This is a genomic window from Chryseobacterium limigenitum, assembly GCF_900114875.1.
Classification (GTDB): Bacteria; Bacteroidota; Bacteroidia; order Flavobacteriales; family Weeksellaceae; genus Chryseobacterium; species Chryseobacterium limigenitum.
Window position 1 is genome coordinate 211,609 of the sequence record NZ_FPKW01000005.1, and the last position, 12,496, is coordinate 224,104.

General features: G+C 34.5%; 11 protein-coding genes. 2 read left to right on the forward strand and 9 right to left on the reverse strand.

The annotated features are described in order from the left end of the window. Nucleotides 1-108: 108 nt before the first annotated feature. Nucleotides 109-1,053 carry a GLPGLI family protein gene (locus BT156_RS08945; protein WP_072409290.1) on the reverse strand — a complete coding sequence of 315 codons (945 nt, stop codon included), beginning with the start codon at nt 1,051-1,053 and terminating at the stop codon, nt 109-111. Between the two features lie 190 nt (nt 1,054-1,243). Between BT156_RS08945 and BT156_RS08950 the strand changes: the two genes are divergently transcribed. Beyond that, on the forward strand, nt 1,244-1,741 hold the full coding sequence (locus BT156_RS08950) for a DinB family protein (RefSeq protein WP_072409292.1): 498 nt from the start codon (nt 1,244-1,246) through the stop codon (nt 1,739-1,741). Between the two features lie 70 nt (nt 1,742-1,811). Here BT156_RS08950 and BT156_RS08955 read toward each other — a convergent pair whose 3' ends face one another. Next, on the reverse strand, nt 1,812-4,496 hold the full coding sequence (locus BT156_RS08955; protein ID WP_072409294.1) for a carboxypeptidase regulatory-like domain-containing protein: 2,685 nt from the start codon (nt 4,494-4,496) through the stop codon (nt 1,812-1,814). A 505-nt stretch (nt 4,497-5,001) separates the two neighbouring features. Here BT156_RS08955 and BT156_RS08960 point away from each other — a divergent pair. Beyond that, nucleotides 5,002-5,883, forward strand: coding sequence for a cupin-like domain-containing protein (locus tag BT156_RS08960; RefSeq protein WP_072409296.1), 882 nt, complete (start codon nt 5,002-5,004; stop codon nt 5,881-5,883). Between the two features lie 43 nt (nt 5,884-5,926). Here the strand turns inward: BT156_RS08960 and BT156_RS08965 are convergent, their stop codons facing one another. The 7 genes from BT156_RS08965 to BT156_RS09000 form a co-directional block, all read right to left on the reverse strand. Next, the gene (locus tag BT156_RS08965; RefSeq protein WP_072409298.1) at nt 5,927-7,651 is read right to left on the reverse strand and encodes a M14 family metallopeptidase; all 1,725 of its coding nucleotides are present in this window, start codon (nt 7,649-7,651) and stop codon (nt 5,927-5,929) included. 248 nt (nt 7,652-7,899) lie between these two features. Next, nucleotides 7,900-8,628 (reverse strand): metallophosphoesterase family protein, encoded by a 729-nt coding sequence (locus tag BT156_RS08970; protein ID WP_072409301.1) that lies wholly within the window; start codon nt 8,626-8,628, stop codon nt 7,900-7,902. Between the two features lie 214 nt (nt 8,629-8,842). Further along, nucleotides 8,843-9,385, reverse strand: coding sequence for an RNA 2'-phosphotransferase (locus tag BT156_RS08980; RefSeq protein WP_072409305.1), 543 nt, complete (start codon nt 9,383-9,385; stop codon nt 8,843-8,845). After that, nucleotides 9,382-10,362 (reverse strand): ADP-ribosylglycohydrolase family protein, encoded by a 981-nt coding sequence (locus tag BT156_RS08985; protein ID WP_072409307.1) that lies wholly within the window; start codon nt 10,360-10,362, stop codon nt 9,382-9,384. The genes BT156_RS08980 and BT156_RS08985 overlap by 4 nt, the downstream gene beginning before the upstream one ends. Then, nucleotides 10,362-11,048, reverse strand: a complete 687-nt coding sequence (locus BT156_RS08990) for an SIR2 family NAD-dependent protein deacylase (protein ID WP_072409438.1) — start codon at nt 11,046-11,048, stop codon at nt 10,362-10,364. The genes BT156_RS08985 and BT156_RS08990 overlap by 1 nt, the downstream gene beginning before the upstream one ends. Nucleotides 11,049-11,152: 104 nt before the next feature. After that, nucleotides 11,153-11,662, reverse strand: a complete 510-nt coding sequence (locus tag BT156_RS08995; protein ID WP_072409309.1) for an O-acetyl-ADP-ribose deacetylase — start codon at nt 11,660-11,662, stop codon at nt 11,153-11,155. 12 nt (nt 11,663-11,674) lie between these two features. Beyond that, a complete protein-coding gene (locus tag BT156_RS09000; protein WP_072409311.1) occupies nt 11,675-12,496 on the reverse strand; it encodes a TIGR02452 family protein in 822 nt (273 codons plus the stop codon).

Consider the following 12,496-nt stretch of genomic DNA (forward strand, 5'->3'; position numbering starts at 1 on the left):
AATATACGCTATTTAAATTTAATCTAAATAACGCTTTTTTGAAAAAAAATAAACCCAAACGTATTGCTACACTTGGGTTTATCAGATATAATTTAGTTGATATGAATACTATTTTGAATCTTTCTCTTTTCCTACTTTTTCTAAATTCCCGACATTTAATTTTCCATAATCCGGTTCAATAGGATTATCGTTTGCGTTATAAAAATCTTTATACTGCTTTTCCTGTTTCTTCATCATGTCTCCGATTGTTCCGTCCATTCCCGGGATAGATTTAGACATCATTTCCTGCGTCATCATTGGTCTCACCGTTGCAAAAGGATCTTTCTTGAAATCATTGAATGTTTTCTCGAACTTTTCTCTTGACAGAACGTTTACTTTACCGCCTTTAGCCTGCATTAGGTTTTCAATGTAAGAGTATTCTGTATAATCTTTTACTTTTTTGTTGCCTTGTAATACCCAAGAATAATTTTTTCCTGCATCTTCAATTTTCACAATCAAACCAGGAAGTCCGTAAAATTTATACGGCCCGTCCTGAAAAGGTAAGTCCGCACTAAACCAAGCCGTCCATTGTTTTCCACCGAATTCAGTAGTCGCTTTTTGCGTATTATAAGCTCCTATTTTTTGTTTTTCGTTTTCAATTTTCCAGTTAAGTTTCAAATTTTCATCATAACCGATATTGGCAGGCGTAAATCCGTTTGCGATTTTGTCTACATACTGAATTTTCATACTTGGATAAATTTTATAAATCCTTGCAGAAATTTTCGGAGTTTTAATGGTTTTAGATAAATCTTTCATGATCCCGGCTTTTTGCATTGCTTCAATTTCTATTTTCATGATAGAATCCTGAGCAATTACCGTATAATCCTGATAAATAGATCTGTTTTTATCTGTAATATCCAAAATGGTAATTACCTTATCTGTTTTAGTAGAATCTTTTTTAGGCTTAAATATTAATTCATAAAAGAAACGGTTGGCCGTTTCCTTAGAATCTTTTTCCTGAGCACTCGCAAAAGTAACAAGAGCGATAAAAAATACTGAAAAGAACTTTTTCATTTTAAAATGTTTATTAATTAGTTAGCACTTGTACATTTTTGTTACACCTTTTATTTGAATTTATTTCATCAACTCATTTATACAATTGATTTAAAATAGATTATAAGCTCTATTTTAAAATTTATGATTTCATTACAACATTAAAATCACTAAAAATCTTACCTTTAAATTACCTAAAAAACAAAATTATATGGACACATTAGCACAATTAAAATCTGAATTAGAAACCGAGTATCAAACGACAAAAAAGTTTATTGATCTCTTTCCTGAAGAAAAAAATGAATATGCTCCCCACGAAAAAAGCATGAAAATGATGCCTTTGGCCACTCATTTGGTGGAAGTCTTCGAATGGCCAAACACCATCTTGGCAACTTCTGAGCTGGATTTTGCAAAAGGAGCTTATCAACCCGCAAAACTTTCTACGAAAGAAGAACTTCTTGAAAAATTGGAAGACAATTTTCAGGCTGGTAAACAAGCGTTGGAAAAAGCGAAAGAAGATGATCTAAATCCGAGCTGGACTATAAAAAATGACGGTCACGAATTGGCCAGCTGGAGTAAATACGCCGCTATTCGACATGGCTTAAATCAAATTACACATCATAGAGCGCAATTGGGCGTTTATTACAGACTGAATGACATTCCTCTTCCGGGAAGTTATGGACCTTCTGCTGATAATCCGAACTTTTAAAGTTCCCGAATCAACACTAGATTTTCTTATAAAATAAAAAACCAACCTCATTGAGATTGGTTTTTCGTTTTTATTTAAAGTTGAATTTTACAGTGAACATGACCTGGCTTGGTCGTAGCTGATATCTTGTGTAAGTAATATTTGTAGTATTAATATCATATGTTTCGAATACTTTTTTGTTAGCAATGTTCATCCATTTAAGCTCAAAATCAATTTTCTTTTTAGCCCAAGTAAATTGGTATGAAACATCATAGAATCCGTTATGATATTTTTGATCGGCAGCATTTGTATTTACCTGATCCCAATTGAATCCAACTGTATGGTTTTCGATAGGATAGAAGAAAAGACCTAAATTATGGGTGAATCCTGTTCTGGTAGCATTAGAATTTAATTCTCCAACACTGGTCTGTTTTGTTTTAGAAAGACTTGCATTATAATCAATACTCATCCAGCTGAAATACGTGTTATTAAACTTAATACCAAATGATTGACCATTGTTTTTATTCGTAAAAGCATCATTATTTAAGAATGCATCAGACTTCGTTGTATTGTTGCTATAGCTAAGGGAAGCATTTGTTTTAAACTTTGGAAAATATTTTCCTACTTCTACACTATACCCATTATTTAATACATGATTGTCCTGCACTTTGTAGTTCATTATAGTATATCCAGCTCCATTAATTACCGGATTTGAAATTAAGTTTCTTTTTGCGTCAGAAAATCTATAATTAATATTGAAGAATAAATTATTCAATGGGTTTCTATATTCTATTCTTGTTCCGGCAGATTTATTATTATTCTGAGGAATTGGATTGTCTTTATCCATAGTATTGATCCCACTTGGTGATGTCATTAGAAACCCTGAATAAGCAGTGTTTATTTCTCCAAAATTGTTATTAATATTAGCATTTACCGAAGCTTTCCAGAAAGAGGCAAAAGTATATTGAGCAAAAATACTCGGCTCAAAAGTGACTTTATTTACTTCTTTTGAAACCTTTCTTAATGGATCTTCAGCTTTAATATTATTAGAATTTACCGGAAAATTAGCATATAGCATCCAAGAATCATTCTTATAATTTACTCCTACGCTTCCGTAAGGTGTAGCTGTTGTGTATTTTAAATCATTATTATATAATTCAGGATCAGTTCCAGCAGCTATGGTTTCAATATTCATCAAATCTGAAACTAAATCTGTACTTTTAAAATTAAATCCAACTTCCGGAGTAAACGTCCATCCTTTTGTAGAAAAACCAATATTGGCAGAATGATTGGCTTCAAAAGTTTTAAGTCTTAAACTTTGTCTGGCAAATTCTGTATTGGCTGTAGGCTTAAATCCCGGAATATCTAAATAAGATGATGGAGAAACTTCCAAAGTCTGCCTGTCTGTTTGGTAACTTACATAAGATAAAAGATTTACCATTTTCTCCTTCCAGGGAACGATGGTGCTTAATGAGTTCTGGAATGATGTTGTAGGAGATTCAACTGCTTCATCTGCATGCGTGAGTTTACCCGTTTTAGCATCTGTCCTGTCTACAATTCCTCTGTCTGCATTCCAATATTGAGAGAAACTTGTGGTGTTTTTAAAGAATCCTTTTTTGGCATTCTTTGTAAATATCAATTCTCCTTTTGCTTTATCTGTATAAAAATTATTAAAAATATTTGTAATATTAGAGCTTCCTCCAAAATAATCCCTTTGGCTGTAAGCTTCTCTTTCTACCGCATTATTAGTATAATTAGCATTTGCTTTAAGTTCCCATTCTTTTTTCTTATCAATATTGGTGAGATAATTAGCTGATAAATAATGAACATTATTCATCAAATATCTTTTTACAGGAAGATTCGGAGTATCTGCATTTTCAACATTCAGCCAGTCATTTTGAGATGCGTTGATTCGCTTACCTTCAAACCTGCTTCCGAATGCCAGAATATTTCCTTCATTTTCCACCTGCTCACCCATGTTGTTGGTTTTGTAATTAACTACCCATTGGCTTTTCTGTCCGAAAAACATTGGCGTCAATTTCACGTTCCAAAGCCACGGATCTCCAAATCCTGTTCCTACTTCACCTCTCCCCGTCATGGTAACCGAATTCTTTAGTTTAATATTGATTGCTGCTGCATCGGAAGGCACCTTGTCCTGAAGAATCTTTACAGGCTGGTGATTTTCAAGAACTTCAACTTTCTGTACTGCATCTTTTGGAAGCGAGTTGTTGATGGTTCCGTAACCGCCTTCCATTAAATCTTTTCCGTTGACATAGAATTTATTGATCGCATTTCCCTGATAAAGAATCGTTCCGTCTGTATTCACTTCAATTCCTGGGATTTTTCTCATTACATCGGCCAAAGTTCTGTCACTTTTACTGTCGAATGCTTTAAGATCATAAGCGATGGTATCGCCTCTTGATGTAATCATTTTTGTTTTAAGCTGTACTTCCTTTATCTCTGTGGCTTCAGACTGCATTTTAAAGGTTAAGGTCTGGTCACTGTTTGCAATCTGTTTTGTTAATGGCTTTTGATTAAAAGCTTTCACTTTAAGATCCACATTAGCCTCAGCTGAAGTGAAAGTCACCTTATATTCTCCCTTAGAATTGGTAATGCCGTAGGCTAAAATAGCATCTTTTCCGGGCTCTTCTACCGTTACACTTGCACTCGGGATTGCAATGCCGTCTTCATCCGTTATTTTCCCCGAAACTGTTTTCTGGGCAAACATAAGCACCGAGAAAAAAAGCATCAGAAATAAGGAAACATTCTTTTTCATAATTTATTATTTGACTAATTAGTTAATGGTTACCGTTTTTTGTTACACTTCTATAAAGATGTATTTTTATAGGAAAAGTTAAAAACAGAATATCACTACAAACATAGTGATATTTTTTTTGAAAAAATTTTTAAATAAAAAAACTTTCAACAAAATTCTTTTATGATAATTGTATTTGAATTAATAATAATTTTTTGCGATAATTATTAATCCATAATTCTATAGATTAGTTCTTAATATTCACTTTTACCCGATTTTTCATATAAAAAAGATGTTATATATTCGTAGCGAATGAATTTTTATTCAATCAATTTGTGTTTTTGCCCTGTAATTCTTTTTACAGGGTATTTCTTTTTACTATCCCATGAATACAGCTTTTTTGAGCAATATTTTTTTTATTTATTCTAAGTATTAAAAAAAATGATTTGAATCATAGATTAAAAAAAACTTAAACTCAGCTTGATACGGTTTAATTTAATAATTTTGTAATATAAAATTTATAGAAATGGGAATTATTTTAAAGCCTATAGATGTTGTAGATGATATTTCTAAAGAAGATTTCTACGAAAAATATCTAAAACCAAGGAGGCCCGTTGTCATAAAAAACATGGCGAAAAAATGGCCAGCCTATCAAAAATGGACGATGGATTATGTAAAGGAAGTGGTTGGAGATGTTGAAGTACCACTTTATGACTCAAAAAAGGCCGATCCCGCAGCTCCCATTAATACTCCTACTACCAAAATGAAATTTGCAGATTATATTGACCTCATCCAAAGAGAGCCTACTGATCTTAGAATTTTCTTTTTCGACCCTATAAAACACGCTCCCAGATTGCTTGAAGAATATATTTCTCCAAAAGAGCTGATGGGCGGTTTCTTAGATAAGTATCCCAGTATGTTTTTCGGAGGTCAGAGTTCTGTGACTTTCCTGCATTTTGACATCGATTTAGCACATATTTTCCATACTCATTTTAACGGAAGAAAGCACGTTATGCTGTTCGAAAATAAATGGAAAGAAAGACTGTATCAACTTCCATATGCTACTTATGCACTGGAAGATTACGACATTGAACATCCTGATTTTGAGAAATTCCCGGCATTGGACGGCGTAGAAGGTATCGACTGCTATCTTGAGCACGGCGACACCTTGTTTATGCCAACAGGCTGGTGGCACTGGATGAAATATCTGGATGGCAGTTTTTCTCTTTCTCTAAGGGCTTGGGATAAATCATGGGCGGTAAAAGCGCAATCTTTATGGAATCTTACTGTTCAGCGTAAATTTGATGACATCATGAAATCCAATTTCAAAAAGAAATACATGGACTGGAAAGAAAAAGTAGCCATCAAACGAGCTGAATTAGCTTTAAAAAGAGGCTTACCAAAATAAAAAACAAAAGACGTTTCGATTTGAAACGTCTTTTTTAGTCCCATTATAAAATTCTGTAAATCGGATATTGCCTGAAAGTTTTCTCTTCGAAATAAGGTGAGTTTTTGTAAACCCAATCCAATTGAGCTTCTCCGTCATCAGCAAATTTCTTATCGGAAGCTTTTTTGGCCTCAAATTTTTGTTTTAAATCTTTATCTTTTCTCAATAATTCTGCAGATGTATCTTCAAAAATATAAGCTGAATAATATTCTTTTTGAGCTAAAATTCCATCAAAGAAATTCCAGTTAAAGAAAGAATCCAACGCTTCGGGTTCTAGTGTTTCGATAATATATTTTACACCATCCTGATGGGTTGGAACAATGTAATCTCCTGCTGAAAAACTAAGATTTTTATGGGATTTATCAACCGTAGTTTCAAAGTGAACATAATGACCTTCGTAAGGGTTTTTTACGGTTTTAAAATCATTAATTTTATAAGATTCCACCACCATTGCACTGTCTTTCTGAAGCAACCTCATCTGAATCTGATTTCTTTTAAACTCTTCAATCACTTTGTACTGCGATTGTGGAATCACATAATATTTCGGAATCGTGATATAACCCGTCGGAACTGCAGTTGTAAACAGTTTTATTTTCTTCGTGAAAGGTTTATTTCTGTCATAAAACAATCTCGGCTTCCCGGAAATATCGCTTGGCTTATATTTTCCTTCATATCCTTTAAAATCCATCGTAGAATATTTCGCAGAATCTATTTTCCAACGGATTCCGTACTGCTTTCCGGATTGATACTGCTTTAAATTTTCAACTCGGAGCTGTTTTATCTTTTTATAATCTTTATCTAAATTCTCAAGGTTGACAAGCATATATTTGTATGTTGCATCCACCCTTTTGTCATAAGGTTTTAACATATGTGTTTCTGGAACGGTTCCTAAAGAATTAAACAAGGTGGTGTAGCCCGTAGAATATCTCGGTGAATCTTCAAATGATGCAAAACCAACCTCCGGAATATCACCATGAATATTGACGTAAGGTGTACTTTCGTAACCCAATTTCTTTAAATCTTCAAGATTTTTAGCCTGATAATTATTGTAAAAATATTCTCCCAATACATTTCCCAAGCGTTCTTTGAAAGTAGAAATATAAGTGAAAGTGTATTGATAATCTGCTCCGTTGCTCACATGGTTATCAATAAAAACATCAGGTTTCAGCCATTGATAAATTTCCTGAAAACTTCTGGCATTTTTAGAATCTGCTTTGATGAAATCTCTATTTAAATCATAATTTCGGGCATTTCCGCGAAAACCATATTGTTCAGGACCGTTTTGATTAGCTCTGGAAAAAGACCCTCTGTTCAGCATTCCACTCACATTGTACGCTGAAATGGCAGCAATAACAAAATTTTGAGGAGTTTTGATTTTCTTTGTCGCCAAGTCTCGCATCAACATCATCGTTGCATCAATTCCGTCCGGTTCGCCAGGATGAATTCCGTTGTTGACGAATAATACCGCTTTTCCTTTTCTTAGTTTATTTAAATCTTTTTCAGGAAAAGGGTTATAAACGGCAACGTAAATTGGTTTTCCGTTGTCATCTTCTCCTTTTTTAAGATATTGAATGTCATTAAAATTTTTAGCTAAATTTTGATAGTAGGAATTCATTTCGTCATAAGTAACGGTTTGATTTCCATCCGCTTTTTCAAAAGGAGTCTGAAAAGTATTTTGAGCTAAAAGTAATGTTGAATTTAGAAAAAATAAGAGATATTTCAGTTTCATGGAAGTGATATTTCGAGTTCCAAAATTACTTAAAGTTTGTGAAACTGATTGTTTGTTTTTAACGCAATGGTCGCTAAGGTTTTATTTAAATGATTGTGAATATTTTTTCGTTTGCAAAGGCGTTTCATTCAGCAAAAAAATTTATACGAAAAGTTTGTCATTCTGACGAAGGAAGAATCTCACGCAATGATTTTAGAGATTCTTCACTACACTTTGTTCCTTTCAGAATGACAAAAAGCTGCTTAGTCTCAGTTTCGTCCTTTTTCATTTGGATACAAGGATGGAAGCGGATCGCTTTGCCAGAATTCTTTGGTATCTACATCCATGATCGATAGGGCTCCGGTGAAAGCAGCACCCGTATCGAGATTCCAGATATTGGCTTTGTGGACGGGAGTTCTCATTCCTAAATCTAAAGTTGGTGTATGTCCTATAAATATTTCATCGTACAGAAGAAATCTTTTAGGATATAAATTGGATTTTTTCGACAACTTTTTATCCATGGCTACAGCGGTTTCCCACAAGGTTCTGTCCCAGCGGTAATTGCTGGAATGGACTTCCCTTTCAGGCCCGTGCATAGAAGAATAACCGGCATGAATAAACAGGCGGTTTTCTTCGTCAACATAATAATTTTTCATTCTCCGGAAAAATTCTAAATGCTTGTCCAGATCTTCCAAAGAGTAATCGGCATAACTTTCAACCGTCCTTTTTCCTCCGTTAGATAGCCAAACATCCGGCGCATTATCTAAAGAAATCCAGTCTTCAGTCCATGCATCATGATTTCCTTTGATGAAAATACATTCCTGTTTTTGGGAAAGTTCTATTAAAAACTGGATGATTTGGGAAGATTCGCTCCAACCGTCGACATAATCTCCGAGGAAAATTAATTTATCATTTTGAGTAACATCGGCTCTTTCAAAAACCTGTTGTAAAGCTTTGAATCCGCCATGAATGTCACCGATTGCTAATGTTCTTTTCATTTCTTTTCTTATTTGGTTGAGACAAGCCACTTTCCATTGTTATCACTTGGCATACCAATTTTCATGAGAAGCAATTCCCCGCAGTTTGGGCATACCTTTTTATAATGATACACTCTATACGTTTTTCCTTCGTGAGTGATAGTCAACTTAATGTGTATATCATTTCTGGAAAACTCAAATGAATTTTTACAATTAGGACAATTATCAATATTCGTCATCTTGAAAGATATTTTGCATCTACAAAATCCGTCAGCCAAACTTCATTATCCGAAAGATAAAATTCGATTCCTCTTTCAAACATTTCTCCTGTTCTAATGGTTAGAATAATGGGTTTTCCGTGACGCATTCCGACTTTGGTTGCTGTTTCTTTGTCTTGACTTAAATGGACATATTGTCGACTTCTTTTTTCAATCCCTTTTTCTAAAATCGATTCGATATTACTTTGAGCCGTTCCGTGATAGAGAAATTCCGGCGGTTGTTGCGGCTTCAATGCCAAATCAATACCAATCGAATGCCCTTGATTTGCTCTGATTCTGGTTTTATCTTCATTAAAAATAAAACGTTTTTTATCATTGGTCTGCACAATTTCATCAAGCTCTTCAAAGGTAAAACCCTGAGAATCGTTTGCCGATTTTGTGATTAATTCGTCAACATTTGCCCATCCGTTTTCATCTAAATTCAAATTGATGAGTTCGGGATGATGCCTGAGAACGTAGCTCAGGAATTTGCTTGTTTTTTTCTTTTGTTGTTCGTTCATGGTTTGTGTTTTAATTTCATTAATTGAGTTTCTAATTTACTACATAAGTTTTCAATATCCTCTTTCCTCACCAACTCAGAAACCCATTCTTCGGGAATGTTTTCAAAACCATAATAGATTCCTGCAATTCCACCTGTGATGGCTCCGGTTGTGTCTGTATCTTCTCCTAAATTGACTGCTTTCAACACAGCTTCGGAATAACTTTCTGAGTTTAGAAAGCACCATAATGAAGCTTCTAAACTGTGAAGAACGTAGCCTGAAGAACTTATTTCTTCTTCCTGCAAAGTATGTAAAGGAGCCAAATCATATTCGCCGACTTTTAATTCTAAAATTCGGTGGAATCTATCCATTTCATCTTGAGAACAAACAGGATTATAATCCAAAAAGTTTCTGACTGTTTCCTGCATGGCTTCATAGGCTTCCCATTTATTTTTTCCTTTCAGAATTTCTAAAGCCAATTCTAAATAAATGAAACAAGCCAAAGCAGACCGAATATGTCCATGTGTAATAGAAGAAACATCTTTGGTAATATCAAAACGTTTTTCAATTGAAAAATCTTTAATATAAAATAATAACGGTAAAATTCTCATTAAAGAACCGTTTCCGTTATCAAATTCACTTGTACCGCCACATAAAGTTGGAGAAACTCCCTTACCAATTCTATGAATGGCTTGCGAAGTTGCTATTCCAATATCGAAAACTCTTCCATGAGGTGTCCAAATTTCGGCATTATACCATTGTAAAAACTTCAAAGCTATATCTTCTAAAATATATCCTTGACAAAGGCTTTCTGCCAGACATAAAGCTAAAGAACTATCGTCACTCCATGTTCCTAAAGGTTGACGATGCGTTCCTAAAGCTCTCATTTTTGTAACAGGAGAACGTTTCAATTGTTCACGGCTTCTAAATTCCACCGGAACGCCCAAAGCATCGCCAATACAAACTCCGAAAATTCCGGCTTTAACAATATTTTCCATTAGGCTAAATTTACAAGCTTATCAAATAACAATTTCATTCCCTTTGTTGCGGTTTCTTTCATAACAACGGCTCTTTGTCCGTATCCGAAGCCTGTTTCATTGGGATTTATGACAATTAACAGACAATCATCTTTGATGTCGTGAAGCAATCCTGCCGCAGGATACACCTGTAAAGAGGTTCCAATTACTAAGAAAATATCTGCTTCTTTTGCTTTTTTCGTCGCTTCTTTCATCAAAGGAACATCTTCCCCGAACCAAACTATGAAAGGTCGTAATTGTGCTCCGTCTTCTGCTTTATCTCCGATCTTGATATCTTCTTTTTGTTCGTAAATCAAACTTTTATTATTGCATGAGCAAGACTTTAATAATTCTCCGTGAATATGAAGAATATTTGTTGATCCCGCTCTTTCGTGAAGATCGTCGATATTTTGAGTGATGATTTGAACTTCGAAATGTTTTTCTAATTCTGCAATGAGTTTGTGTGCGTCATTCGGTTCAACTTCATGGATCTGGCGACGTCTCTGGTTGTAGAATTCCAGAACTAATTCTCTGTCTTTTCTCCATCCTTCCGGACTTGCTACATCTGTTATACTATGATTTTCCCAAAGACCATCTCCGTCTCTGAATGTTTTTATTCCGCTTTCGGCGCTGATTCCGGCGCCGCTTAATATGGTTAGTTTTTTCATTTGTTTTTCTGTTTTTATTTTTAAACGCAAAGTTGCAAAGATTTTATTTAAAATCATTCTGCATATTTTCGCAAAAGCGTTTCACTCAGCAAATGAGCATTAATTTATTCTTTTAATAATTTTTTATAGATTTCTTCATTTTCATCTCCAAAACAGACGAAAATTATTTTTTCAATATTGTCTGACTGAAATTTTTTCACCTCATCAACAGCAATTTTCGCTGCCAATTCTTTTGGAAAGCCATAAACTCCTGTGCTGATTCCCGGAAAAGAAATCGTTTTCACATCTAAACTTTCAGCCAGTTTTAAAGAATTTTTATAACAATTCGCCAACAATTCTGAGCTTTCTTTTTCATTATCATTCCAAACCGGACCTACTGTGTGAATAACATATTTTGCGGGAAGATTTCCGGCCGTCGTTACAACCGCTTCTCCCGTTTTACATTTTCCTTGTCTATTTCTTATCTTTCTGCATTCTTCCAAAATCGCATCTCCACCTGCACGGTGAATTGCTCCGTCAACTCCACCTCCACCCAATAAAGATGAGTTGGCTGCGTTGACGATGCCATCTACTTTGATTCTTGTGATGTCACCTAATGTTACTTCAATTTTCATGGTATTTAGTTTTTAATGGTTTAATATTTCTTTAAACGGCTTTATCATTTCTTCTTTCTTGGTCAAAACTGCAAAAACCACCCTTTTAAATTTATTTTTATACTTTCCTTGAAGGTATTTTTTAAATAAATCTGCAATTTCTTTCGGATCATTTCTAAAAACTCCACATCCCCAAGCTCCTAAAATCAATGTTTCGTTTCCTTGATGTAAAGCTAAGGCCAGCATTTTATCCATTCTCACATCCATTGCTCCGAAAATTTCATCCGCTCTTCCAGGTTCCTGTCGCTTTACAACACCTGCGTTTACAGCGGGAGAAGTAATAAAATTACACAAAACAGGTTTTGGTAATAATTCTCCTTTATCTTTTCTGAAAACCGGAACTTTCGGACTATAAATCATCATATCTGTGTAAAAACACGATTCCATTGCACGGTGAACCGTGTAATAATCCCAAGCCTGAAGCTGAGTTTCATACAATGCAGAAGTTCGTGCCAGGCTTTCTTCCTGAGCTTCTGCTCCGTTGATAAAACCTCCTCCCGGATTTTTTGCAGAGGCAAAATTCAGGCACATGATTTTCTGCTGATCTTCTTCTTCCGCTAATTGTAAAATTGCTTTTAAAGAACTGCAGTTCCAAGCTTCAAATGTTGTTTCAAAATCAGTTTTCAAAAATTCACTTTTTGTGAGTTCTGAAAGTTCTTCTGATGAAAACAAAATGGTTCCTTTTGTAGAAATTTCCAGTTCGTTTTCTATATTTATTTTTTCGTTGTGTTCGTTTATATAATATTTCTTGGCCAAGATGTCTAGTGTATCTTTTGCCATTCCTTTATTTGTCAT

What these genes read in the sequence shown, in the direction of transcription:
- BT156_RS08945 (WP_072409290.1), bottom strand. Translation starts at nt 1,053, where the DNA reads ATGAAAAAGTTCTTTTCAGTATTTTTTATCGCTCTTGTTACTTTTGCG.
- BT156_RS08950 (WP_072409292.1), top strand. Translation starts at nt 1,244, where the DNA reads ATGGACACATTAGCACAATTAAAATCTGAATTAGAAACCGAGTATCAA.
- BT156_RS08955 (WP_072409294.1), bottom strand. Translation starts at nt 4,496, where the DNA reads ATGAAAAAGAATGTTTCCTTATTTCTGATGCTTTTTTTCTCGGTGCTT.
- BT156_RS08960 (WP_072409296.1), top strand. Translation starts at nt 5,002, where the DNA reads ATGGGAATTATTTTAAAGCCTATAGATGTTGTAGATGATATTTCTAAA.
- BT156_RS08965 (WP_072409298.1), bottom strand. Translation starts at nt 7,651, where the DNA reads ATGAAACTGAAATATCTCTTATTTTTTCTAAATTCAACATTACTTTTA.
- BT156_RS08970 (WP_072409301.1), bottom strand. Translation starts at nt 8,628, where the DNA reads ATGAAAAGAACATTAGCAATCGGTGACATTCATGGCGGATTCAAAGCT.
- BT156_RS08980 (WP_072409305.1), bottom strand. Translation starts at nt 9,385, where the DNA reads ATGAACGAACAACAAAAGAAAAAAACAAGCAAATTCCTGAGCTACGTT.
- BT156_RS08985 (WP_072409307.1), bottom strand. Translation starts at nt 10,362, where the DNA reads ATGGAAAATATTGTTAAAGCCGGAATTTTCGGAGTTTGTATTGGCGAT.
- BT156_RS08990 (WP_072409438.1), bottom strand. Translation starts at nt 11,048, where the DNA reads ATGAAAAAACTAACCATATTAAGCGGCGCCGGAATCAGCGCCGAAAGC.
- BT156_RS08995 (WP_072409309.1), bottom strand. Translation starts at nt 11,662, where the DNA reads ATGAAAATTGAAGTAACATTAGGTGACATCACAAGAATCAAAGTAGAT.
- BT156_RS09000 (WP_072409311.1), bottom strand. Translation starts at nt 12,496, where the DNA reads ATGACAAATAAAGGAATGGCAAAAGATACACTAGACATCTTGGCCAAG.